Below are 26,007 nucleotides of genomic sequence, written 5' to 3'. Positions count from 1 at the left end.
AAACATTAAAGTTTGGGATCCACGAAGGCTTTGCAGGTCAATGGATGAGAGTGATAGATACATCGCTCGATACACCCGAAGATATTGTTGAGAAACCATCAATAACTTTGGAAACCCCTTATTATGATGTTAACAGTCACTCCATTGTCGTTCTCCTACGATCATGATTTGCCACGCGCTTAAGGCTATGCGGTAATAAGCACATCACTGGCAAAGCAGAAAATCTGGTTATGAATACTTTCAGATTACCAAACTATTGATTGTCAATCACGCAGTTAAATGGTCGTCTTTAAAAAACTCCTCATTGTGTTGATAGACCATGAGGAAGCAGCGTTTCAGACGCGCATTTGAGTTCATGTGACTATTCACCGGCTCCGCGTAACCGTACACCAGAACCAGTCGCTTCGCTGTGGTTGATTATTTACCGAGTCGTCGTCGGGCTCGACGCTTGCGTTTGCGGTCAGCGGATTGGCGACGCTCGTCCTGGCGGTACGTTCGAATCGATTCGGGGTGCTCCGCTTTCCAGGCGTGCGGCGCAAGCCTGGCCCAGTCCGTCTCGCCGTCAAGGGCACGCTGCAACACGTCGTGCAGGTAAGCAGCTACGTCCAGGTCGTTACGAATCGCCGTGCCCACGATCGTCATCAGGTTCGCCGCTCGATCACCAGCGAACACCGATCCTTTGAACATCCAATTCTTGCGACCCGTGGCCACACGTTTCATCAGTTGTTCGCAATCGTTGTTGTCAATCGGAATCGAGGCGTCATCGATAAATCGCGACAAGGCCTCCCAGTGACGACGCACGTACGCAGCGGCTTGACCAAGATTGCTTTTGGGTAATACACGACCCGGCGACATCTCTTCGCCGGACAAGTACTCTTCGATCAGACCCAGTACATGACGCGACAGGCTGCGGCGACGGGCAAGCCGCTGGGACGCATTGAGCTTCTGGATCTGGTCCTCGATGTCGTAGAGCATCCGAATCCACGATTCGAGCTGAGCGACCTGGAGCGGGAACGCGCTGCGGCACTCGTCAATCTTACGACGCGCATGCGCCCAGCACGCCGCGAACGTAATCCGTGAGCCACTTCGAACCTCGATCTTCTGAAAACCCGACCAGCAATCTCCGATCAGGTTACCCGCGAAATCTCCGAGCACTTCATCCGGTCCGTCCCGGTGACGACTGACCGTGAAGTCAAACGCCACCACCGGAAGACGCGAGGCGTAATAGCCCCACATCTTTGCGTTGATGCTGGGCTTGCCAGCGGCGATCGCGGTTTCCAGCACCTCGCCGATCCGCTGCCCGCGGGGATGCTGGGACAGATCCGGCATCGCGGCGGGAGTGATCAACAACACGCCGGTGTCGTCGCAACCGATCGTTTGATCCTGTTTCAGATAACTGCGCAGGTGCGCCGCCAGCGGACGAAGTGCAAACTCAACACCCGCTTCGATGTTTTGCAGCGTGCTGCGACTGGGGGTCCAGCCACTGCCGGCGAACAGGTCTTGCTGGCGGTAAAACGGGAGATGATAGAAGTATTTCGCCGCCACGACTTCCACACCGATCGATGGATCGAAACGATGGCCCTCGACCAGTCCGGTCGGCCGCTCAGGACTGAGGATGCCTTGGGTTTTGTCCGCTGGGTGCGCGTACTTGGCATACCTGGTCACCCGCACGCGCAGTTCACTGCGGATCAATTCAAGTGTTTCGACTTCATCGTAGCCGATCAGTTTCAATCCCTCGCGTTGTTCCTTGGGAAGGTCAACGAGTTTCTCATAACGCGGCAGGTGTGCGGGGAACTTACGGTCGTCGCGTTGCGGGCGCCTGGGTTTGCACTTTCGGCTCGATTCTTCGGCGCCCTGGGCAATCTGTTCAGCGAGCCGGATCGCTTCTTCGAGCGCGCTGACCACTTCGGGCGTGACTTCCTCGCCCAGGTCCAGCAGCAACTGACCGGCACCGTCGATTCGCCGTTCGCTCTTACGGCCGTAGAGTTGTTTAAGAAGTTTCTCGATCGTCAGGTTCAGCTCGGTGACTTTCTCATTGAGCTGGTCCTGGTTGTCCTTGAGCTGCAAGACCGAGTGGGCCTGTTCTTCGACCAGCTTGTCCTTGAGTGAAAGCTGGGTCGCTTGTTGATTGATCTTTTGTTGCCCGTCATCGACTTGCCTTTGCAATATCGCAATCAGGCGATGGCAGTCTTGGATGTCGTTGGGAAGTGATTCATCAACCATAATGAGCACATTATAAGAATTCGGACTTTTCACACTACCCGATGATCGATAAAAAAAAGTGAATCCCAACAAAAACCGGCCCGCGAAATAGATTCTCGCCAGGCCGGTTTGCCGAAGGCTGGTTTGATGAGGTTGCGACTCAGACCGCAGCCATTCGCTTTCTTCTGTGCCTGGACGACTTCAGCGAAACGCCGGCGATCCACATGGCCAGTTCGACCGAATCGATGGTCACATGGGTTTTGTCGTCTTCGGGGCTGGGCAGCTCAACGGTACCTTGCTCAAGCCGCCGGTACCATAACGTCAGTCCGCCGGTCTCCCACCACAGGGCTTTGATGCGATCGCGCCGGCGGTTCACAAACAGGAATAGAGAACCGTTGAGGACGTTCTGACCCAGCGTCGCGGTGACAATGCCGGTTAAACCGTCGAAGCCGTTGCGAAAATCTACCGGCTCGGTGCAAAGGTAGATGGGCGTGCCGCTGGGCAAGCCCATCATGAGCGGGCCTCCTGGCTACAGGACGGGATCTCGAATCGAATGCGAATGCCGCCCGGCAGATCGACGGCCATGACAGTGGCCGGTGAGGACGCTGCAAGCGTGACGGGCAGGAAACCTGCCGGCTTTCTGGCAGTCTGTCGAGGAGGGGCAGACGTGCTGTCGCGAAGCCGTTGATGGTCTCTCCTGGTGGTACCGCGGATCTTCCGCCGGCCGCGGACCTTCCGCCGCCAGTAATAGTAGGACGCTTTTGAGACGTTTTCGTTTTGGCAGAACTGCGCGACGGTGATTTCAGCCTGGTCGAATCGCTCCAGTCGGTCTGCCCAGACTTGGGCGGTTTCACTCGAATTGTTTTGGACCATGGGATCTCCTGTATGGGAAACGTGAGGAAACCCGAGATTCTAAACCCTGCGCCTACAATGGTTCTGATGTACGGTTACGGCTCCGCCGCACTGCGATGTGGAGATTGGCGTGTAAAGCGGACCCACTTTGGCGCGGAAATGGGACCCACCTGGGGTTGGGTTAACCACGTGGGGTAACGTGGTGGTCAGTATGCCAAAGTGTGGAAGCGACTCAGGCTTTTTTGCGAGGTGGCTTCTTTTGTTTCATCGACTCTTTGAACCGATAGCTTTCACCATTCATCTCAAATATTTCACAATGGTGCGTTAATCGATCCAAAAGTGCTGCCGTCATCCGTTCGCCCTGAAAGATCTGGCCCCAGTCGCTGAAGGCGAGGTTGCTGGTGATCAGCAGACTTCGTCTTTCATAACGATCAGCAAACACCTGGAACAGTAGTTCCGCACCAGCACGGCTGAAAGACAGATAACCCAGCTCGTCGACAATCAGCAGATCGAGCTTGTCGAGCCTGTTCAGGAGACGCTCCAGACTGTATTGCTGTTGCGCGGTTTCCAGTTGATTGACGAGTGCCGCAGCGGTGAAGAATTTCGTTCGGATTCCTTCACGACAGGCGGCCAGGCCCAGTGCAATCGCCAGATGGGTTTTGCCCGTTCCCGGCTGACCAAGCAGACAGAGATTGGTATGTTGCCGGACCCATTCACCACGGGCCAGCTCCAACACCTTCTGTTTGTTGACTGATTTCATGGCCGCGAAGTCGTAATCTTCCAGCCCTTTTTCCACTGGGAACTGAGCCTGTTTGATCCGGCTGGTCAGCGCATTCGTGGACCGTGCCGCCACTTCCAGTTCAGTCAACTGCAGCAGATATTGCTCGAACGTCTGATTTGAGTTGGCCGCTTCGTGGGCCAACTTCTCGAACTCCGCATTCATGGCCGGTAACCTTAACTGCTTGAGATTGCTCTGCAGCAGTAGATTCGGATCGTTTTTCTTCTGTATTGTTTGTGGGGGCACGATGATCTCCTTGTGTTGACGTAGAAAGAAACAAATCAAAATGGTTCAGGCTCGGACAGGGAACCTGTACCGACAAGACCTCCGGACGACTCAATTCTTCTTTGCTCAGAGTTGCCGGAGAGAAATCAGGCTGATTGCGGGCATGCGCGGTACTGCGTTTGACCCGGCGAATGATCCGGTCGGCATCCGCTCCTTCGGGGCCACGCAACTGTTCGATGGTTTTCTGGACGCGCTGGACTGGATGTGCGGACAATAGCTGTAGCACTCGTACATATTGTTTTGCTCCCGCACATAAGCCATGCCGGTTTTCCAGCCGTTCGCGAAGTTCGTCAAACACCGGCGGTAGCTTCCACTGACGGTAGACGTTGGAATGATCTAACGCAGCCGGTCGCCGCCCCAAAGCTGCGAGGTAATGCAACGGGTTAAGAATCTGACACCCTTTCTCATAGCTTCTTTGATGGGTTGCCACCACAGTTCCCTTAAAGACCATTTCCACACGGTCAACGTAACCTTTGACGCTCACCGTCTGAAACGCACACTGTCGCGGCACGCTGTAATCCACGTTCTCAAACCGGGCGAACTGATACTTGTTGACCTTTACTTCCCGGCGGATGCACGGATCAAAGCGGTGCCTGGGCAACCCGGCGGCGTTTTGTTTGTCCTGTTCCAATCGTGTGCCGATGGTTTCTGTCTTACCACTACTGAGACGCTGCTGTTCCTGGAGGCAGCATTGCCGAAGATAGTTGTTGAGTTCCTCGAAATCTTCCATCTTGGGAACCGGAGTCGACCATTTCCGCTGCAACGTCTTCACGCGATTCTCAACGACCGGTTTTTCGTTCCCGCTGGCCGGCAGGCAGAACAGTGGTTCAAAGACATAATGACTTGCCAGGGCTGCATAACGTTGGTTGATTTTGCGACTCCGCCCGCTGAGCACCGCGTCGGCTACCGTTTTCGGGTTGTCCCACCAGACTTCTTTGGGAACGCGATCAAAATACTCGAACGCCTGCACCATGCCTTCCAGAATCGCTTCGGTCCGTTCCGTCGGTAGAGCGATCACAAAGGGGGCGTTGGAATACGACCAGACCAGAATCAACACTGAAACCCGTCGTCGTCCGTCGGGAAAATCGACATAAATCTTGCCGAAGTCGGCTTCCAGCCGTTGGCCCGGTTGGTGATCAAGCGGGATGAATGTTTCACGTTTATTGGTTCGGTGCTTCCGCACGAATCGACAAACTGCATCGTAACCGCCGAGATAGCCGTGCTCGTCCCGCAGTCGCTCAAAGATTCGTTGTGCTGTGTGCCGCTGTTTGGGTGGTTGCGATTCATCATCGGCGAGAATCTGTCGGATGGTCTCATGGAAGGGGCCCAGTCGGGGAGCCGCCTGAGTCTGGCGCTGCGAATATTGTTGCGGTTGCCCTGCACCGTGTAATACTTCGCGGATCTTTCGCCGTGAATGATGAAATGTCCGAGCGATTTCCCGGATGCTCATCCCGTCGCGATGAGCACGCCGTATACGTCCGTAATCGTCCACCGTAAGCATCCTTCACCCCGAAACTGAAGGTCAAAAGCCTCCAGTATCAGGAACTTGCTACGATGGGTCCATTTTACGCGCCAATAACTCCCCCAAAGTGGGTCCGCTTTGCACGCCAATCTCCAGCGATGACGAAGGCGTTTCTGCTTCGTCCGACTCACACCCCGGTTGCTACTCCCCGCAATATGTATAGTCGCTTCCCCAGCGTGGCCATGACCGCGATACCCCTTGTCCAATTACGCATCACTCACTTTCACTCCCCTATTAGCTTCTACCCTGTCCAATGCCGAACAGAGTATATGGCCCATCGTACGGATTGTCTTAGCACAACTGAACGTCCACAGTCCAGTTTCCCCAATGGCTTATCGCAATAGAATACTTCCTGACCGAATTTCGCAACGCTTGTAAGCCTTTTCCTTGCTGATTCAGACGACCTCTGGCTTGTCTAGATTGTACAATTTCTGCTTGTCGTGTTTCTGTTGACTATGCAGTCGTTCGCATAATGAGTCGAGCACTTCAAAGCATGAACTTGGCTACGGCTTTCAGAATCGACTATTTAAACCCACCGGAGCACGCTCTGGTGCTATCTTTTCATGAGAATACTTAACAGATCACATCACAGGTGGGTCGTGAAACACACCATTATTTTGCATGCAGCTTGTTAAACGTGGCGATCAGCAGCACGACAAACGCCACCACACAAAATACTCAAGTAGAAAACCGTTACAGATGAAATAACAAAAGCCAACACATTGGCCCCAACCCACTGCCAGATGCAGACGAAACCTTTACAATCAGCATTACGTTTTTCGACCAGCGACGACTCGCTTGGTCATTCGATCTTCAAAGGAGATTTTCACGTTCCAGCGCGGCAACTTTATCCAATCTTCGTCGGTGTCTCTCATAACCGCTGAAATTCGCATTCAGAAAGAAGTGTACCAGTTCTTTGGCGAGTTCAACGCCAATCACGCGACTACCCAGACAGAGAACGTTCATGTCGTCGTCCTCGACTCCCTGGTGGGCGGAGTAGCCGTCGTGGATCAGTCCAGCACGAACACCGGGCACCTTGTTAGCAGCGATGGACGCACCGACGCCGCTGCCGCAGAATGCAACTCCCCGTTCGACTTCGCCTTTTGCCACTGCCCGTGCCAGAGGCACGATGTAATCAGGGTAATCATCCTCGGGCGTCAAGTCGCGTGCGCCGAAGTCTACCACCTCATGGCCCGCATCCCGCAGGAACGCGATGATCTCTCCCTTGAGCGCAAATCCGCCATGGTCGGCGGCCAGTCCGATACGCATTATCGCCTCTCCTTCGGTTGCTGCAGCAAGGCCCTCGCCCGCTCGCAGACGTTTTCGACTGTGAAACCGTATTCCCGCATCACGACCTCTCCCGGCGCCGATGCACCAAAGTGATCGACGCCGATCGCGGCGGTCTGGGGGCTAAAATATGACTCCCAACCCAAAGTCGAGCCGGCCTCGATGGAAAGTAGAGGTACACCGGGGATGATGACCTGATGCCGGTGTGTCTCCGGTTGAGTCATGAACAATTCCCAGCAGGGCAGGCTGACAACCTGTGCGCGGACTCCTTCACCGGCCAGAACCTTCCGAGCTTCCAGTGCAAGATGAACTTCAGACCCCGTCCCCACGAGGATCAGATCGGGGGTTTCATCCCCGGCAGCGTCCGCCAGAACATAACCGCCGTGCGATACCCCAACCGGGACACTCTGATAATCATTCGGATCAAGGACAGGGAGTTTCTGTCTGGTCAACACCAACGCCACCGGACCATTCCGGCGACCAACGGCGATACGCCAGGCGGCAACGGTCTCGTTGGCGTCGGCAGGACGGATAACAAACAGACTTGGAATGGAACGCAGACAGAGGAGTTGCTCGACCGGTTGATGAGTCGGACCGTCCTCACCCATACCGATACTGTCGTGGGTGAAAACGTAAATCACCGGCAGATGATTCATCGCCGCCAGCCGGATAGGTGGTCGCATGTAATCGCTGAAAATCAGAAATGTGGCACCGTAGGGAATAAGTCCGTGGTGCAGCGCCATGCCGTTGAGGATCGCCCCCATGGAGTGCTCGCGGATGCCGAAATGCATGTTCCGTCCCGCTCGCTCATTCGACTGAAAGGTGCCGACCCCCTCCATGAACGTTTGTGTGCTGGGGGCCAGGTCGGCGGAACCGCCCATCAACTCGGGCAAGCCCGGTGCAAGAGCGTTAATACACTGACCCGATGCGGCACGGGTTGCCAGCGGCCCTTTCTCTGACGGGAAAGTCGGCAGGGCTGCGTCCCAGCCTGCAGGAAGCTCTCCGCGCATGACCCGGTCGAACTCCTGGGCCAGATCGGGATACGCCTTCCCATACGCCTCAAAACAAGCCGCCCATTCAGCCTGCCATGTCTTTCCCCTGGTGACTGCCTGCCGGAAATGGTCCAGGGCGTCCGGGGGGAGATGAAAAGATGATTCTGTCGGCCAGCCCAGACGCTCCTTGGTCAGACGCACTTCATCCTCGCCCAAAGGCTCGCCATGGGCCGCTGCAGAGTCCTGCTTGTGCGGGCTTCCATAGCCGATGTGTGTGCGAACGGCGATCAGCGAAGGCCGGTCTTTCTCGTCCCGCGCTGCCTGAATCGCATGAGCGACGGACGCGAGGTCGTTGCCATCCGCGACATGCTGGATCTGCCAGCCGAAGGCAGCGAAGCGAGCCCCGCGGTCTTCGGTGAAGGTGAGTTCCGTGTCCCCTTCGATCGTGATGTGATTGTCGGCATATAGGACGACTAACTTCCCCAGCCCGAGGTGGCCGGCCAGGGAACCGGCTTCCGAGGAGATGCCTTCCATCAGGTCGCCGTCACTGGCGAGGACGTAAGTAAAGTGATCCACGATAGTGTGATCCGGCCGGTTGAACCGGGCCGCCAGATGGGTCTCAACAATCGCCATCCCGACAGCGTTGGCAAACCCCTGACCCAACGGACCGGTGGTGGCTTCCACTCCCGGAGTCATTCCGTGCTCCGGATGCCCCGCGGTTCGGCTGCCCCACTGCCGAAAGCGTTTCAGTTCATCCAGTGGCAGATCAAATCCGGTAACATGAAGCATCGCGTAGAGTAGCGCGCTGCCGTGGCCGGCTGAGAGCACAAAGCGATCGCGGTCAGGCCAGTTCGGATCGGCCGGATTGAACCGGAGAAAGCGGTCCCACAAAGTATAGGCCATAGCGGCAGACCCCAGTGGCAGGCCCGGATGGCCTGATCCAGCCTTCTGCACCATATCCACCGCCAGAAGACGTAACGTATTAACACAAAGCTCATCTAGAGACTCTGGAGAAATAGCGGAGGGGGTCATATGTAACAGCCTTTAAAAATTCGATTTTAAATTAGTTTTATTCACTGCACACACAAACGCTGCGGACGCAGTAACTGATCAAATCCAGAAAGCTCTCAGTTCTTCTTAAGCTTCCTGTAGCAACGAATGAGACAATTCGTTGAGGAATCGTGATTGAGTTCTGGTTCTGTCTGGCTCTCAAGCTCCGGAGTAATACGCTGAGCCATCGCCTTGCCGAGCTCGACACCCCACTGGTCGAACGAGTCGATATTCCAGATAGCGCCCTGGGTGAAAACTGAATGTTCGTAGAGCGCGATCAGCTTACCGAGTGTTTCCGGCGTGAGTCGCTCAAGGAGGATCGTGTTCGACGGGCGGTTGCCTTCGAATACCCGATGAGGCACAAGCCAGTCCGCCGTGCCCTCCGCCTGGACCTGCTCGGACGTCTTACCAAAGGCCAGCGTCTCAGCTTGAGCGAAGACGTTCGCCAGGAGCATATCGTGATGCCGCCCGAGCGGGTTGAGTGGTTGGCCAAACGCGATGAAGTCGCAAGGGATGAGCCGGGTGCCCTGATGAATTAACTGGTAAAATGAATGCTGGCCGTTGGTGCCTGGTTCACCCCAGTAAATCGGCCCGGTGTCGTAATCAACGTGGGTCCCATTGAGCGTGACATGTTTTCCGCTACTCTCCATCGTCAATTGCTGCAGATAGGCCGGGAATCGCTTCAGATACTGTTCATAAGGCAGGATGGCCACGGTCTGTGCGTTGAAGAAGTCGGTGTACCAGATTGTCAACAGACCTAAAAGCACCGGCAAGTTTTGTTCGAACGGCGCCGTGCGGAAGTGCTCGTCCATCTGATGAAAGCCGTCCAGCATCGCCAGAAAGTACTCAGAGCCAATCGCCAGCATCGTCGAAAGACCAATTGCTGAGTCCATGGAATAGCGTCCGCCGACCCAGTCCCAGAACTCGAACATATTTCCGGTATCGATGCCGAACTCCGAAACTTTCGTGGCATTCGTCGAAACGGCGACAAAATGCTTAGCGACCGCTTTTGTATCACCGCCGAGACCTTCCAGCAACCAGTCGCGCGCACTGTGAGCATTGGTCATCGTTTCCGATGTGGTAAAGGTTTTTGAGGAAATGATAAACAATGTTTCTGCCGGATCGAGGTCGCGAGTTGCTTCCGCCAGATCGGTGCCGTCGACGTTGGAAACGAACCGGAAAGTTATATTGCGGTCGCTGTAAAACTTGAGTGCTTCGTACGCCATCACCGGCCCGAGGTCAGAGCCGCCGATACCGATATTGATGACGTTGCGGATCCGCTGGCTGGTGTGGCCCAGCCACTCGCCGCACCGGACCCGATTTGAGAAATCAACCATCTTGTCTAGTACGGCGTGAACTTGGGGAACCACATTTTCGCCGTCCACAAGAATGCTTGCCCCTTTTGGTGCCCGCAAAGCCACATGCAGAACAGCCCGGTTTTCTGTCAGATTGATTTTGTCACCCCGAAACATGGCGTCAATCCGTGCGCGCAAGTCCGTTTCTTCTGCCAGCTCCAACAGAAGCTTGAAGGTTTCATCAGTGATACGATTCTTCGAGTAGTCGAGATAGAGCCCCAGAGCCTCGACCGTCAACCGCTCGCCGCGCGCGGGATCGTCGGCAAAGAGCTTCCGGAGATGCAGGTTCTGGACCTCCTCATAGTGGGTTTCGAGGCTCTTCCACGCCGCGCACTCTGAAAGTGATGGGGCACTGATCGTCATATTCGTATACCTATTCGTTTCGGTTTAAGTCGTAAGTCATGAATTTCATTGATCGGCATTCACAAGTGAGTCACTTTTGTCAGAAATTTCCGCCATGAGTTCGTTCCAGGACTTCACGAATGACTTTGCTCCTTCATCCTGAAGCTGGGTGGCCAGGGCGCTGTTATCGACTCCAAACTTGGCAAACTCCGTTAAAACAGCCTCGCAGTCGCCGCCATCTACCGGAAGCATCTGGTCTAATTCACCATGATCAGCAAAAGCGATCAAAGTTTGCTCCGGCATCGTATTCACCGTAAAAGGGGATGCAAGGGACTTGATATACAAAATGTCAGAGGCATTAGGGTCTTTAGTCCCTGTACTTGCCCAGAGCAATCGTTGCGGCCGGGCACCAACGTTACAGGCACGTTGCCACCGTGGCGAATTCAGCAAGTCTCTATATGCTTTGTAGCTGCGCTGGGCGATAGCGATGCCCAACTGGTTTTGCAGTGATTCGGGGACCTTGTCGATTACGGCACGGTCCCAGCGGCTGATGAATAATGAGGTTACGGAACCGACGTCAGGATTAAGGCCCGCGTCAATCCGTCGTTCAATGCCCCGCAGGTAAGCCTCGGCAGCAGCTACATAGTGCTCACTCGAGAACAGCAGCGTGACGTTGACAGGGATTCCGGAGAAAATCGCCTCTTCGATCGCCGGAAGGCCTTCTTTGGTGCCGGGAATTTTAATCAAAACATTCGGTCGCCCCGCGCGAGCATGTAGATCCTTGGCCGCTTTTAGAGTACTGGTAGTGTCATATGCGAGAAGCGGCGACACCTCCAGGGAAACCCACCCATCCACGCCGTTCGTCTTCTCCCAAACCGGTCGAAACAGATCAGCAGCCTGAGTGATGTCATCGAGCGCGAGTTCAAAAAATAGTTGCTCTCCCGCCTCACCTTTTTTAAGCTTTGCGTGGATCGAGGCATCGTATGATTTACTGCTCTTGATGGCCTGATCGAAAATCGTTGGATTCGAGGTCAACCCGGTCACCGAAAGTTCGTCGATGTAGCGCTGGAGCGTTCCACTGGTGAGCAGTTCGCGCGTAATATTGTCGAGCCAGAGACTTTGTCCCAGATCGTGGAGTTTTTGAGTTGCTTTCATCATATTACCTCCGAATTTGGTGGGGACTCAGGAGTTGATTGAAATACGGGTAGTCGATTTGTTATTGTCGTTAATTCCCGCAACCATTGGAAGGTTGGCCCCGACAACATGTCTGTTGTGCAGCGCCATCGCCAATTTCCTTCGGAGTGACCAGGTACGTTCATCCGGGCATCACTCCCTAAATTGAGCAAATCCTGCAGAGGAGTCACCGCGAGCGCCGCCACAGAAGACCACGCCAGATGTAACAATAATGCTGTGACTTCGCTGCCCTCGACATGAGGACGTTGCAGATATTGACATACATTTTGTCGTTGATCACCGGACAGTGTATCGTACCACCCGCGCGTGGTGTTGTTGTCATGGGTACCAGTATACACAATGGTATTCGAAACATAATTGTCAGGCAAGTACGGGTTATCAGGTTCGCCATCAAAGGCGAACTGGAGGACGCGTGTTCCAGGCAGGTGGTACTGATCGCGGAGGATCCCCACGTCCGGCGTGATGATCCCCAGATCCTCCGCAATGAATGGTAGACCGCCGAGGTCTTGCTGGACCGCATGAAAGAACTCACTACCCGGCCCGGGTACCCATTGGCCCGATAAGGCCGTCGAAGCCCCTGCCGCTATGTGCCAGGCGGCGGCAAAACCACGAAAATGATCCAGGCGAATCAGATCCACATGAGTCAGTAATGCACGCACGCGGTCGATGCACCACCGGTAGCCGGTCCGACGAATCGCATCCCAGTCATAGACGGGGTTGCCCCAGAGTTGGCCTTGAACACTGAAGTAGTCGGGAGGGACACCGGCAACGAAGCGCGGCCGTAAATATTCGTCGAGCAGAAACAGTTCCGGATGAGCCCAGACGTCGCTTGAGTCGGGTGAAACAAAAAAAGGCAGGTCACCAATCAAGTGAACGCCCCTGGCATGGGCATATTCCTTCAGGCAATTCGCTTGACGAAACACCAGGAACTGTGCCAGGCGAACCTGATCGATTTGGTTCGCCAGATCGCGCTGTGCCTGGACTAGGGCAGCCGGGTCCCGTCGGACCAGTTCGGTCGGCCACTTGAGGTAACACGCACCGTGATGCAAATCTTGCAGCGCCTGGAACAAGGCATAATCATCCAGCCAGTGCTGCTCCTCGTAACAAAATTGCTCAAAGGCGGGCAGCAGGACATGTCCGGCAACATTGTTGAAGTTGGTCCAGACAGTTTCGAGCAACTGGCATTTGAACGAAATGCTTGCATCGTAGTCGACGGTAGATTTTGAGAAGCAGTGCCCGGCAACATCGCTCGCCCGTAACAGTCCGTCCGCGATCAGGTCGTCTGGACTGATCAGGAGCCAGTTACCGGCGAAAGAAGACAGAGGTTGATACGGTGAATTGCCATGCCCTGTCGGGCCCAGTGGCAAGATCTGCCACCAAGTTTGCCCTGCTTCTTGGAGACGGTCAACCCAGGCCCGCGCCTGCGGCCCCATATCACCAATACCATACGGCGAGGTCAGCGATGTGACATGCAACAACACGCCGGAAGCACGATAATTCGGTGAAAATGGGGATAGACTTGTTGGATGGCTGCTTTCGCTCATAGTCTTCCTTGTGTCGAGGCCAGAATTCGTACCACGGTGATGGTGCTATTGGTGAATAGACCCCGCTGATCGGTCAACGGATGAACTATCATAACTTATTTCTCCCTTAATTGCCTACGTGACCACAATCATTCCAAAGTCGGATGACAGGATCGTGCCTGTCGTGGTGGTAGCGGCAGATCGGTCAAGCCAGTGTGCTGGCATGAGATGCTCCAGGACGTCTCACCATGTCGAGTGAGATAAATCAGAGGAAGTGGCTGAATTTCGTCGTTCATTGCCGGATCATCGTCCCCTTCACATTTTCATAAACCTGGTACGATTTCGCGATCCAGATGTCAGCAGCGGATTCCACAATGGCGCGAGCACGGCTGCTGCGTTTCGTCAATTTAAAAATCCTTAGTCTGGTTATTTTCGGTAAGTTCCATTTCAACGCTCATGACTCCTTTGCTGCGTGGTACTCGCGGCGAATGTGCTCCAGATCAACCCTGGGTTCGGGACGCTGCATATTTAGTCCTTCCAGGTATTCAACCACGATCCGGGCCACGGCGAGGTTACGGAACCACTTGTGGTCGGCAGGAATGACGAACCAGGGCGCGTATTCCATGCTACAACGAGACAAAGCCTCCTCATAGGCTGCTATGTAATCGTCCCAATAGAGTCGCTCCTTGTAGTCGGCCTCGCTGATCTTCCATTGTTTCGTGGGGTCATCCAGTCGCTCTTTGAAGCGTTTCAGTTGCTCTTCTTTGGAGATGTGCAAGTAGAACTTGAGAATGTGCGTATCGTGTTCGACGAGGCTGTTCTCGAACGCATTAATTTGGTCGTAACGTCGGGACCAAACTGCTTGTGGGACCAAATTGTGAACACGGACGATGAGCACATCCTCGTAGTGAGAGCGGTTGAAAATAGCCACTTCCCCTCTGGCTGGTGCGGCCTGGTGAATCCTCCACAGGAAGTCGTGCGATAATTCGTGAGCAGAAGGCTGCCGGAATCCCTCCACACGACAGCCTTGGGGATTCATCGCAGCCAGGATGTGATTAATCGTCCCGTCTTTGCCACCCGTGTCCATCCCCTGCAGGCAGATCAGGAGGGAAGACCGTCCATCCGCGTAGAGCAACTCCTGCAGTTCGCGCAGCCTGCTCTGGAGTAGCTCAATCTCCCCGGTCGCTTCCTTGTGACTCTCGTGGTGATCTTTGAAACCCGAGTCGATGTCTTTTAGTTTGATCATGGCTTTGGGCACTACTTGAAACTGTTGCAGCTGGTTCATTCTTACCTTCCTTTCGATACCGTGTGATGTTTAATCAGTCCCTCTAAAATGTTGCTCATTCGGCTCATTCGGCTCATTATGATCACTCTGTTAGCGATGGAATCCGTGGAGAATCTGGTGAACACTGGGGTCAGGAACCCGCCAATGACAGCGGCGAACAGGAATGCTGTCATTCTGATCGCAAACCGATGGCGAGACAAAAGGAGTCTCTGGGGACCTTAAAACATATCTCCTCAGTTCCATTACTTTGCTCCGTTTTGTCATCTTGAAACTTCATCAGGATACTTTGCCAACAGGGGGGCGGCGGTTGGATCAAACACTCGATACGCTAGCAGTTTCACACGGTCATTCACTAGGAACCACGCCAGGGCATACCCCCAGACGAACAACGCCCAGTCCCAGCCGAGGGGCGCCATGAACACTCCATACACGGCAATCAGAGTTGCCAAGATTTGCGTGCCGAGCACGGCTACCCACAGAATCCGCGCGGGACGTATTGTCCAGAACGGACCGCGTGTGCGCGTGACAAAAATCGTCAGGTGTCCCGCCACGGAGAGCTTCAGGTAAATCAACGACTGGATCACTTCACAATCGAGATGGAACACGCGTTCTCCCAGATAAAATAGCCCGAACGATGCAAGCACGCCCGTCACCCCCAAGACCGTGGCGATGCCCAGCACCATCCGCATGTCCCAGGCCTCCGGGGTCCTCTTATATCGCACGTTGTCATATGCAATCGACAGGATAGCACCGTCGTTGAGCAACGCCAGCATCACGATCATCACCGCTGTGACCGGGTAGAACTTGAAGATCAGGATGGAAAGCGTCATCAGCAACAGGACGCGAATCGTTTCGGCTATGCGGTAAATCGCATAGCTGTTCATTCGCTGAAAGATCTTCCGACTCTCTTTGATTGCATCAATGATTACCGACAAGCCGGGCGTCATTAGTACAATGTCCGCCGCTGCGCGGGCCGCATCTGTCGCATCGGAGACGGCAATGCCGCAATCGGCTTTCTTCAGTGCAGGGGCGTCGTTCACTCCGTCGCCCGTCATACCGACGATATGGCCGCGCTGCTGCAGGACATCTACTATATGGAACTTGTGTTCGGGGAAGACCTGGGCGAAGCCGTCTGCTTTCTCGATGGACTCCGCTAACTGCCCTGTCTCGTACTTTTTGGTTTCGCCGAAACCGCTGGCATCAAGGATGTTGTTCCCCAACTCCAGGTTACTGGCTGTTTCCCGAGCGATGGCCAGTGCATCGCCTGTCACCATCTTGACGCTCACACCCATCTCTTTCGCCGCTGCGATCGTCGCTTTGGCCTGCTCGCGCGGTGGATCAAATAAAGGCAACACGCCGAGAAACTGCCATTGGCCTTCCTGATCTACCCTCGCCACGCCCAGGGAACGGAAGCCGCGCGCCGCGAATTCGTTGACGGCCTCGTCGACGGCGGACGTCACCTGCGCAGCATTGACCGACAAAGCTAGAATCACCTGCGGCGCGCCCTTGGTCACTCGGAATTCGATTCCGTCCTTACCCTTGATAGTGGCTTCGGTGCGTTTATGAACCGGATCGAACGGCTGAAAATGAATCACCTCATAAGCCTTTAATGAATCCTTGTCTTGCAGGCCACCCAGAACAGCCAGATCGATGGTGTCGTTGTTTTCCTCGCGAGATGCCAGTGCGGCATTGAGAATCACTTCTTCAATTGGGGTGCCGTTCACGCTGAACGGGTCGCCCAACGTCAGCTTGTTTTGCGTCAGGGTGCCAGTCTTGTCTGAGCAGAGTATATCGATGCCCGCCAATTCCTCGATGGCGGCCAGACGGGTGACAATCGCTTCCTTCCGAGCCAATAGACGTGCGCCGACAGCCATGGTCACCGACAGTACAGTGGGCATGGCCACGGGAATGGCCGCGACCGTCAGGATGAGAGCGAACAGGAGGACGGGGGTCTGTGGAGGTTCCGCGGAGAGCAGCGGTTCGCCACGGAAGATTCCGACCAGGATGATGATCGCTACCAGTACTGACGCGAGGATGATCAGGTAGTTGCCGATCTTCAGCACCGCGCGTTGGAAGTGACTGGTCGTGTGCGCTTCCTGTACCAGTTGTGCCGTCTTACCGAAGTAAGTGTTTGCCCCCGTGGCATAAACCATGGCGCCCATTTCTCCCTGTCGGACAATCGAACCGGAAAATACCGCCTCGCCAGATGTGCGTGTGGCGGGCAACGACTCTCCCGTCAACGCAGATTGATCTACTTCGATCGCGTCCCCCTCCAGCAAGCGCGCATCCGCTGGCACGATGTCGCCCAGACGCACACGGATCACATCACCCGGTACCAACTCACGCGACGCCGGGGTAATCCACTTCCCGTCACGCTTCACCCGGGCCTTGATCGCCAGCTTGGCCTTGAGTGCGGCGATGGCATTGCCCGCCTGATGTTCTTCCCAGAACCCTACAACGGCGTTGGCCAGTAAGAGAATAAGAATAATAAAAAAATCCGCCCAATGCTGGGCCACCGCCGACAGGATCACGGCCACCTCGATCATCCACGGGATTGGCCCCCAGAAGTAGCTCAGGAATTGCAGCAGCGGACTGGTCTCTTTTTCTGTAATCTCGTTCGGACCATAGTGGGCCAGCCGTTTCTCCGCCTCGCCTTGCGTGAGTCCGTCCGGCGATGATTCCAGTTTTTTTTCTACTTCCGGCAGAGGCAGGGATTTCAGATCGTCTTTTGCGTCGGGCTTCGATTTGGCCCCCTTGGGCAGGTCTTTATTAGATTGCGCATTCATTTGTGATCTCCCCAGTTCCAGTCCCGGATTTCCGGCATGTCTTGGCCGTGCTTGTTGATGTACTGCTTGTGCTCAATGAGCTTGTCCTTGAGCTGCTGCTTTAGGTAGATACCTTTATCACCGGTCTGCGGGAGACGGTCAATGACATCCATCACAAGATGGAAGCGGTCCAGGTCGTTCAAAACCGTCATATCGAAAGGCGTTGTGATGGTACCCTCTTCCTTATAGCCACGGACGTGGATGTTGTCGTGGTTGGTGCGGCGATAGGTCAACCGGTGGATCAGCCATGGGTAGGCATGAAAGGCGAAGATGATCGGCTTGTCCTTGGTGAAGAGCTCGTCGAAATCCATATCGCTCAATCCGTGCGGGTGCTCTGTTGGCGGCTGTAACTTCATCAGGTCGACAATATTAACCACCCGGATTTTCAGTTCGGGCAGATGTTCGCGCATCAGGGAGACGGCGGCAAGTGTCTCCAGCGTGGGAACGTCACCACAGCAGGCCATGACCACATCGGGCGAAACGGCCTGATCGTTGCTAGCCCATTGCCAGATGCCGATGCCTTCGGAGCAGTGTTTGACAGCAGCATCCATCGTCAGCCATTGTGGAGCCGGATGTTTGCCTGCGACGACAACGTTGACATAATGACGGCTGCACAGACAGTGGTCCATCACTGAGAGTAGACAGTTCGCATCAGGTGGAAAGTAAACACGTACAATCTCCGCTTTCTTGTTCACGACATGATCGATGAAACCGGGGTCCTGATGGGTAAAGCCGTTATGATCCTGGCGCCAGACATGCGAAGCCAGCAGATAATTCAACGAAGCGATTTTCCGTCGCCAGGGGAGGTGCGACGTCACCTTCAGCCACTTCGCATGCTGATTGAACATCGAATCGATAATGTGAATGAACGCCTCATAGCAGTTGAAGAGTCCATGCCGCCCGGTCAGCAGGTAGCCCTCAAGCCAGCCTTCACACTGGTGCTCACTGAGCATTTCCATCACCCGACCGGAGGGCGCAAGGAATTCGTCGTTCGGCAGTGTCGCGGCGTCCCATTGGCGATTGGTCACATCAAAGACAGCTTCCAGACCGTTCGAAAGCGTTTCATCAGGCCCAAAAACCCGGAAGTTTCGCTGTTTGCTGTTTAGTTTCACCACATCGCGCACAAAAGGTCCGAGCACATGCGTATCACCAATGCCGCGCACCCCTGGCGAGGGAACGTCGACCGCGTACTCACAGAATTCGGGCATCCGCAAGTCGCGGAGCAGCATGCCTCCGTTGGCGTGGGGATTTGCGCCCATACGTCGTTCGCCACAGGGAGCCAGTTCCGCCAGTTCCGGTTTCAAGCGGCCCTGCTGATCGAAGAGTTCTTCCGGTCGATAACTCTTCAGCCAGTCTTCCAACAGCTTCAGATGCTCGGGATGAGTAGCAGGGTCGGAGAGCGGCACCTGATGCGCACGGAAGGTGCCTTCAACCTGAAGGCCATCAACTATCTTTGGCCCTGTCCAACCCTTAGGCGATTTGAGAACAATCATCGGCCAGCGGGGACGTGCCAAATTGCCGTGGATACGGGCGTCCCGCTGAAATATTTTGATCTGCTGCACTGCGATGTCGAGCGCTGCGGCCATGGCCTCATGCATCAACTCAGGTTCGTGTCCCTCAACGAAGTAAGGCGTCCACCCGTAACCCCAGAGCAACTGTTCTAATTCCTCATGCTCAATGCGGGCGAGGACGCTTGGGTTGGCGATCTTGTAACCGTTCAAATGCAGAATTGGTAGCACCGCACCATCGGTGGCTGGATTGAGAAACTTGTTGGAATGCCACGCCGTGGCCAGAGGTCCGGTTTCCGCCTCGCCATCGCCGACAACACAGGCGACAATCAGATCGGGGTTATCGAACACCGCCCCGAATGAATGGCTGAGCGAATAACCCAGCTCGCCGCCTTCGTGAATTGAGCCCGGGCACTCTGGCGATGCGTGGCTCGGAATGCCTCCAGGAAACGAAAACTGGATAAACAGCTTCCGCAATCCGGCTTCATCCTGGCTGATATCGGGATAAATCTCGCTGTAAGTCCCCTCAAGATAAGTGTTGCCGACGACAGCCGGACCGCCATGTCCAGGACCGGAGACGTAAATCATATTGAGATTATATTCGTTGATAACCCGGTTCAAGTGCACGTAAATGAAATTCTGCCCGGGAGTCGTACCCCAGTGTCCCAGCAACATGTGTTTTACATCCGCTAGCATCAGCGGCCGCTTCAACAGTGGATTATCAAAAAGATAAATCTGGCCGACTGACAAATAGTTTGCAGCGCGCCAGTAGGCATCCATCTTGTGGAGCAATTCTGGAGAAAGCGTTTTTGTATTCATCGTTCTATTCGCCTTTTTTCAACTAAGACCTAGAACGTGGCAAACCGTCTCGCCGATCACCTGTTCTTCATTTGTGCGAATGACTCGCACTGCGACACGGGTTGTGTCCGGCGAAATCAGCAGCGTATTTTCCGCATTGTACGTTTCATTTAATTCGATACCGAGAAAACCGAGTCCTTCGCAGATCCGCTTTCGAATCAGTGGCGAATTTTCGCCGATTCCCCCAGCAAATACCAATGTGTCCAATCCCCCCAAGGCTGCCGCAAATGCGCCGATCCATTTCTTGACATGGTAGCAAAACAGCGCGACCGCCTCAGCCGCCCGCACGTCCTGCGTTTCAAGTTCGAGCAAGTCACGTATGTCAGAACTGGTTTCCGACACGCCGAGCAAACCGGACTTAAAATTGACCATCTCGTTGAATTGCTTTGCATCGAGACCCTCAGTGCGTGCTAGATACCAAGCAAGTCCGGGATCGATGTCACCGGAACGAGTACTCATCGGCACGCCTGCAGTCGGAGTGAAACTCATGCTCGTGTCCACGGGTTTGCCGCGATGCACCGCCGCCAAACTGGCTCCATTGCCGAGGTGCGCAAGTATCACTCGACCTTGTGCCGCTTTCGGTCCGTCCAGACGAGCCAACTCCTGCATGAGAAACGTATAGGACAATCCATGAAAGCCGTACTTCCGTACTCCCTGGGCTTCATAGCGTCGGGGGATCGGCAACACCCGGGCCACGCGTGGTAACTCATGGTGAAAAGCCGTGTCGAAACATGCCACCTGGGGAAGATCGGGAAATCGACGCTGAATTGCCTCAATCAACAGAATCTCTTCCGGCAGATGTTCGGGAGCGAAGGGACTGAGCCGGTGCAGTTCCTCAATTATGTCCGCAGTGATACGCCGCGGATCACGATAGTTCGGCCCGCCATGCACGATGCGATGTCCCATCGCGGTCAAAGATTCGCCCCCGCAGTATTCCTCGATCCAGTCCATCAGAGTCTCCACCGCGGCCATGTAATCTGGCGCCGATAATGGCTGCGAAATGGAGTCCGCCTGATTCGAGACTTTCACACGCAGAGTGGCATCCGCTAGTCCAATCCGATCAATTCCTCCCTCCAGAATGCGTTGGAGCGAGTGACCAGGCTCGAACAACGCAAACTTGATACTCGACGAGCCGCCATTGATCGTCAGGATGCGTGCGTTAGATAGTTTCATAGGTGACTCCTTCGTCATTCTGCAATCCGAACGAAGTTAGTTTTGCGCATGTGGACGTGCAGTCCCTAGCGGCTCATTTTGTAGTTCTTTCAGTTCGTCTTCAGTTTAAAATACGAGCCATATCATGCTCATTTTATTATCTCATGAACGTGCTCGCGGACCAGCAGCCATTTAGTACGATTCAGCATTCGGTACACAGCAACTTTCAGAAAATCGTTGAAGACAAACCAGACTGTTGCATATAGATAGATGTAACCTGTCATCTTCCAGCCCACTGGCTCCATAAAGATACCGTAACAGGCAATCAAAGTTCCAACAATACGCGTGGACAACGCAGGGATTAATAGTTTCAATGAGGGAAAGGGGCGCTCCCAGAAATGCCGTTCGCCAGTACGGGCTACATAGATTGTGGAATGCCCGGCAACATCGAGCTTGAGGAACAGAATGGCCTGCATAAGTCCCCTTGAAAACTGCATTTCCTCTAGAATGAAAAATAAGAGGAACGACGAGGCAACGCCGGCCAGCCCCAGGACCGAGGCGATTGTCAGAACTTCACGCATGTTCCACCGCACGGGATGTGGTTCGATTTTTGCATTGTCATAGGCAATCGCCATGATCGGGATGTCGTTTAACAGCGCAAGGATGATGATCATGATAGCTGTCACGGGGTAGAAGTTGAACACTGTGATGGCCAACGTCATAAATAGGATGACACGCAGTGTTTCTGCAATACGGAAGATCGCATAGCTTTTCATTCGGCCGAAAATCTGTCTGGATTCTTCTATTGCATTGATAATGACTGACAAACCGGGAAGTAATAGCACGATATCCGCTGCAGCGCGGGCAGCATCGGTCGCCCCGGAGACTGCAATGCCAGCATCTGCCTTTTTTAGCGCTGGCGCGTCGTTAACTCCGTCACCTGTCATAGCCACTATATGATCGTTCAATTGCAGCCGATCAACGATTTGATATTTGTCTTCGGGAAATACCTGTGCGAAGCCGCCAGTTTCTTCAATCAGCCGAACGATCTCCGATTCATGACGTCGCACGAACCCATTGTGCGGACGGACATCTCGCAACTGTTCTTCCAGTCGATTTACGACTTCCTCGGCCACAGCACGCACTTCGTCAGATGTTGCATCGGGCTTCAACCGACCATAGAGCGTTTCAGTCACAACATCGGCAATTAACAATAACTCGGTTGGTCTCTCTTCGCTGAGTTCTGTGTGATTACGGATTTTCCCCTGAATTCCAAGAATCTCGGCGATTTGACGTGCGATGGCAAGGTTGTCACCGGTAATCATTTTAACATCGAGGCCCAATCGTTTCGCAGTAGCGATCGTTTCAGCAGAATCGTCCCGCGGTGGGTCATAAAACGGCAGCAATCCAACAAAGTGGAATGTGGACTCATCTGGTGAACGGACACCAATACCGAGCGTGCGATACCCATTATGTGCAAACTGCTCCACTTGCCTGATGACAGTCTCATCAACTACCGCATCATCACACAGAGCAAGAACAGCCTGTGGAGCCCCCTTGGTCACAATACGACTGCTATCTTCTCCGAATTTAATCGTGGCTTCTGTCCGCTTTCTGACCGGGTCGAAAGGAGTGAAATCTAATTGTTCACAATCAGACAGACGCTGCTGGATATGAGAATGTTGCACGGCCTGAAAGATTGGCGATTCCAATGGATCATTATTTTCTACTCGGCTGGCGAGTGCCGCATAAAACAGCGCATCATCGCGTGTGAAGTTGTTGAAAAGAGCGGGCTCTTCCAGTTTCATCTGGTTCTTCGTTAATGTCCCGGTTTTGTCGCAACAGAGAATGTCGACACCCGCCAGTTCCTCAATAGCCACCAGTCGGCTGACAATCGCCTGGTGTTGCGCCAACCGCATCGCTCCGACGGCCATTGTCACCGAAAGTACAGCTGGCAATGCCACTGGAATTGATGCAACCGTCAGTACGAGTGAAAAACGTAGGATCTCCATTAGTGAGTCGTGTCGGTACAACCCGACAAAAATGATCAGCACGACCATCACTCCGGCTATCAGAATAAGATAGTTCCCGATGTTGACTACTGCCTTCTGAAGGTGGCTGTGTTCATGTTTCTCAGCCTGAGCGACCAACTCAACCGTATGTCCGAAAAACGTGTTCAAACCGGTTCCGGTAACAACTGCAACCATCTCTCCCATCTTGATGACTGAATTCGCGTAGGCAATATCCCCCGTCATTTTGTCGGCCGGTACTGATTCACCAGTCAACGCAGACTGGTCCACCTGGAGATACGCACCATCAATCAGAGTGACGTCCGCCGGTATGACGTTGCCGATCCGTAGTTTGATGACATCGCCGGGAACAAGCTCGCGTGCCGGAATTTCGCTCCAACGCCCGTCTCGTAATACGAGCGCCAAACGAGCAAGCTTCTCTTTGAGCAGCTTCAATGCACTGATCGCTTTTGCTTCCTGCCGGAAGTCAATCACAACATTGACCAACAGCAGGATCATAATAATCCCAAAATCTTCCCACTTGCCAACAGCAGCTGAAAGGATCCCGGCGATCTCGATCATCCATGGAATTGGTCCCCAGAACCGCTTCAGAATGCGACTGAGAAGAGTTTCTTCTTTTTCAGGAATTTCGTTGAATCCGTATTGCTGCTGACGCGATCCAATCTGCTCCGTCATGAGTCCCGTAGATGGATTAACCTGAAGCTTTTCAACCACTTCGTCAGCAGAGAGCTCCTTGAAATCCAATTGGTTTGACATGTCTCATGCTTTTTATAATCCGGGTTCTGAAAGTTGCGAGAGTGCTTTTTCAGCCTCAACTGGTACCATAAGAGATGAGTCCAGCGACTTCAGGGCTTCAACGACAGGCCTCAGTGTCTCACGAAGATTATCGTTTTCGCCAGCTAAATGGTGCAAAACATAACATGCGCCGTCTCTGATCAATCCGGTTTCGTGGATTAATGCTTTCAGCAACGGTGGGACTGCGGTCTCACTCAGCGCAATCAATGCGTCACCCGCCACCCATTTAACTCCAAAGTCTTCTTTCAGCATTTCTATAAGAGCAGGGATCGCTGATGGGGATCGGATTTCACCCAGTGTCTTCGCTGCTTCCCATCGGAGCATTTCGGAAGAGTCGCCCAAGGCAGTGATGAGCGCGGGAACTGCAAATTCCCCCGTATTGGCTAAATGACGGCGTGCAGTTTGTCGCTCCTCGCTGTCTGTACTGCCAAGCAGTTGTATCCATTCAGTAATTTGAGCATTATCGGAACCAGATTGCGATGATGCTTGATTAGCTTCGTCTGTCATATGTTTGTCTCCTGATGTGTGTCCTCTATTTCCATACTCTCCTGCATAGAATGGATTGTACCTTCAACAGCAAAAAAAGTACATCAAGACCCGCAATAAGCCTGCTCAATGATTGAATTCGTCGGTATTTATTTTCTGTTGAGAATCAGATGAATTCCTTTTTACGTTTCCCTCCACATTGTAATAAGAACTTAAGAATAATTCCTAAATTAGAACTAGCCTATTTCAAATCTCCACAGATGGACAATCAGCTTTGGTCTTAGTAGGATGATTAGTTCTGATATCATAATTATTAGAAAGAATTGCATGACTCATGAAAACAATCATTCGTGTCATAATCATCGTTACTCTTGCAGGTGGCGTAGCCGGTGGATATTGGTATTGGAAGGCACGTCAGCATGACACCAATGATGACACACTCGTGTTGTACGGAAATGTCGATATCCGTCAGGTGGAGTTGGCGATCAACGGTAGCGAGCGAGTCGGACGAATTCTTGTGGAAGAGGGCGATTTTGTCGAGCAAAAACAACTCCTGGCGGAATTGGAACTGGAACGATTTGAATTGCAAGTGGCGCGCGCGAAAGCTCAGATCGAGATCCAACAACAGGTCGTAGCCCGGCTCGAAGCAGGTACGCGACCAGAAGAACTTCGCCAGGCTGAAGCCTCGCTTTTATCAGCGAAGGCTGAATATGATGATGCAGATGTAACTTTGAAGCGAGTTCTGGCCTTAAGGGCAAAGAAAGCAGTCGCTCAGCAGGAAGTCGATGATGTGAAGTCAAAGCGTGACTCAGCAGCAGCGAACGTCCAGCTTCTGCAAGCATCCCTCGATCTGGCAAAGGCCGGGCCTCGCAAAGAAGACATTGCTGAAGCCAAAGCAGAGCTCAAAGGGATGGAAGTAGAACTTGCACAGGCAAAACACGATCTTAAAGATGCTTCACTCTATGCACCATCACGTGGAATTATACAAGAACGCATTCTGGAAGTCGGCGATATGGCTTCGCCACAAAAACCTGTCTTCACTTTTGCATTAGTTGATCCAGTGTGGGTGCGAGCATATGTATCTGAGCCGGACTTGGGAAAAATCCACGATGGGATGAAGGCTGTCGTTGTAACCGATAGTTTTCCTGGAAAAGAATATGAAGCGTGGGTCGGGTTTATCTCACCAACGGCAGAGTTCACCCCCAAGCCTGTCGAAACTGCTGAGCTGCGTACCAAGCTGGTATATCAAGTCCGCGTGTTTGTGAAGAATCCAAAAAGCGAACTTCGGCTTGGAATGCCAGCCACCGTCAAGATAAAACTTATCAGCCAGTCACCGAATTAGTCGAATTTACTTCAAATGGAACTGGATCGCCAGTCGCCAGAAGATGGATGACATAACAGCGAGTAACAACTTGGAAATGCTAGGCAAGAATCTCAGTCAGCAAGTAGTGCTCTTCGATAACGTCAGTAAAAGTTTCCCAGCTTCCCCTAGGAATACGCAGGCTCTCAACTCAGTGAGCTTGTCAGTTTCTCGAGGGATGGTGACTGGATTGATTGGCCCTGATGGAGCCGGAAAGACCACTCTCATGCGGATGGCCGCAGGATTGCTCTTTCCGGATACTGGCAAAATCACAGTGCTTGGAATGGAGACCACCCTCGATGCTTTGTCTCTCCAGGCCCACATCG

At 53.7% G+C, this 26,007-nt stretch carries 19 protein-coding genes; 2 read left to right on the top strand and 17 right to left on the bottom strand.

What is annotated here, in order from left to right; genetic code table 11:
* Positions 1-417: 417 nt before the first annotated feature.
* The 17 genes from tnpC to Pan161_RS01915 all read right to left on the bottom strand — a co-directional run bounded on the left by tnpC (position 418) and on the right by Pan161_RS01915 (position 24,342).
* Positions 418-2,223 (bottom strand): IS66 family transposase, encoded by a 1,806-nt coding sequence (gene tnpC / locus Pan161_RS01995; protein WP_145223928.1) that lies wholly within the window; start codon positions 2,221-2,223, stop codon positions 418-420.
* A gap of 139 nt (positions 2,224-2,362) precedes the next feature.
* On the bottom strand, positions 2,363-2,716 hold the full coding sequence (tnpB, locus tag Pan161_RS01990) for an IS66 family insertion sequence element accessory protein TnpB (protein WP_145108799.1): 354 nt from the start codon (positions 2,714-2,716) through the stop codon (positions 2,363-2,365).
* Positions 2,713-3,075, bottom strand: a complete 363-nt coding sequence (gene tnpA, locus Pan161_RS01985; RefSeq protein WP_145109882.1) for an IS66 family insertion sequence element accessory protein TnpA — start codon at positions 3,073-3,075, stop codon at positions 2,713-2,715. The genes tnpB and tnpA overlap by 4 nt, the downstream gene beginning before the upstream one ends.
* Positions 3,076-3,286: 211 nt before the next feature.
* Positions 3,287-3,997, bottom strand: a complete 711-nt coding sequence (gene istB, locus Pan161_RS01980; RefSeq protein WP_145223927.1) for an IS21-like element helper ATPase IstB — start codon at positions 3,995-3,997, stop codon at positions 3,287-3,289.
* Positions 3,915-5,618, bottom strand: a complete 1,704-nt coding sequence (gene istA, locus Pan161_RS01975) for an IS21 family transposase (RefSeq protein ID WP_145223926.1) — start codon at positions 5,616-5,618, stop codon at positions 3,915-3,917. The genes istB and istA overlap by 83 nt, the downstream gene beginning before the upstream one ends.
* 834 nt (positions 5,619-6,452) lie before the next feature.
* A complete protein-coding gene (locus tag Pan161_RS01970) occupies positions 6,453-6,908 on the bottom strand; it encodes an RpiB/LacA/LacB family sugar-phosphate isomerase (RefSeq protein ID WP_145223905.1) in 456 nt (151 codons plus the stop codon).
* A complete protein-coding gene (tkt, locus tag Pan161_RS01965; RefSeq protein ID WP_145223925.1) occupies positions 6,908-8,950 on the bottom strand; it encodes a transketolase in 2,043 nt (680 codons plus the stop codon). Before tkt ends, Pan161_RS01970 begins: the two co-directional genes overlap by 1 nt.
* Positions 8,951-9,045: 95 nt before the next feature.
* Positions 9,046-10,686, bottom strand: coding sequence for a glucose-6-phosphate isomerase (gene pgi / locus Pan161_RS01960; RefSeq protein ID WP_145223903.1), 1,641 nt, complete (start codon positions 10,684-10,686; stop codon positions 9,046-9,048).
* Between the two features lie 45 nt (positions 10,687-10,731).
* Positions 10,732-11,820 carry a transaldolase gene (gene tal / locus Pan161_RS01955; protein ID WP_145232476.1) on the bottom strand — a complete coding sequence of 363 codons (1,089 nt, stop codon included), beginning with the start codon at positions 11,818-11,820 and terminating at the stop codon, positions 10,732-10,734.
* Positions 11,820-13,403, bottom strand: coding sequence for a 4-alpha-glucanotransferase (gene malQ / locus Pan161_RS01950; RefSeq protein ID WP_145223924.1), 1,584 nt, complete (start codon positions 13,401-13,403; stop codon positions 11,820-11,822). The genes tal and malQ overlap by 1 nt, the downstream gene beginning before the upstream one ends.
* Positions 13,404-13,531: 128 nt before the next feature.
* Positions 13,532-13,678 (bottom strand): histidine phosphatase family protein, encoded by a 147-nt coding sequence (locus Pan161_RS31330; RefSeq protein WP_390620725.1) that lies wholly within the window; start codon positions 13,676-13,678, stop codon positions 13,532-13,534.
* A 158-nt stretch (positions 13,679-13,836) separates the two neighbouring features.
* Positions 13,837-14,667 carry a polyphosphate kinase 2 family protein gene (locus Pan161_RS01940; protein WP_145223923.1) on the bottom strand — a complete coding sequence of 277 codons (831 nt, stop codon included), beginning with the start codon at positions 14,665-14,667 and terminating at the stop codon, positions 13,837-13,839.
* Positions 14,668-14,927: 260 nt separating this feature from the next.
* Entirely contained in the window at positions 14,928-17,453 is a 2,526-nt protein-coding gene (locus tag Pan161_RS01935) for a plasma-membrane proton-efflux P-type ATPase (RefSeq protein WP_145223922.1), read from the bottom strand.
* The gene (locus Pan161_RS01930) at positions 17,450-19,819 is read right to left on the bottom strand and encodes a phosphoketolase family protein (RefSeq protein WP_145223921.1); all 2,370 of its coding nucleotides are present in this window, start codon (positions 19,817-19,819) and stop codon (positions 17,450-17,452) included. The genes Pan161_RS01935 and Pan161_RS01930 overlap by 4 nt, the downstream gene beginning before the upstream one ends.
* A gap of 18 nt (positions 19,820-19,837) precedes the next feature.
* Positions 19,838-21,031, bottom strand: coding sequence for an acetate/propionate family kinase (locus tag Pan161_RS01925; RefSeq protein WP_145223920.1), 1,194 nt, complete (start codon positions 21,029-21,031; stop codon positions 19,838-19,840).
* A 128-nt stretch (positions 21,032-21,159) separates the two neighbouring features.
* Positions 21,160-23,796, bottom strand: a complete 2,637-nt coding sequence (locus tag Pan161_RS01920) for a plasma-membrane proton-efflux P-type ATPase (RefSeq protein ID WP_145223919.1) — start codon at positions 23,794-23,796, stop codon at positions 21,160-21,162.
* A gap of 12 nt (positions 23,797-23,808) precedes the next feature.
* Positions 23,809-24,342 (bottom strand): HEAT repeat domain-containing protein, encoded by a 534-nt coding sequence (locus Pan161_RS01915; RefSeq protein WP_145223918.1) that lies wholly within the window; start codon positions 24,340-24,342, stop codon positions 23,809-23,811.
* A 313-nt stretch (positions 24,343-24,655) separates the two neighbouring features.
* Between Pan161_RS01915 and Pan161_RS01910 the strand changes: the two genes are divergently transcribed.
* Both Pan161_RS01910 and Pan161_RS31325 read left to right on the top strand, forming a co-directional pair.
* Positions 24,656-25,663, top strand: coding sequence for an efflux RND transporter periplasmic adaptor subunit (locus tag Pan161_RS01910; RefSeq protein ID WP_145223917.1), 1,008 nt, complete (start codon positions 24,656-24,658; stop codon positions 25,661-25,663).
* A 43-nt stretch (positions 25,664-25,706) separates the two neighbouring features.
* Positions 25,707-26,007 (top strand): ATP-binding cassette domain-containing protein (locus Pan161_RS31325; RefSeq protein ID WP_390620724.1); only part of this gene is annotated, 301 nt, incomplete at its 3' end.

The sequence above is a fragment of the Gimesia algae genome, from assembly GCF_007746795.1.
Classification (GTDB): Bacteria; Planctomycetota; Planctomycetia; order Planctomycetales; family Planctomycetaceae; genus Gimesia; species Gimesia algae.
Note: the sequence above shows the minus strand (reverse complement) of the source record. Positions and strands in the feature narration are given on the sequence as shown.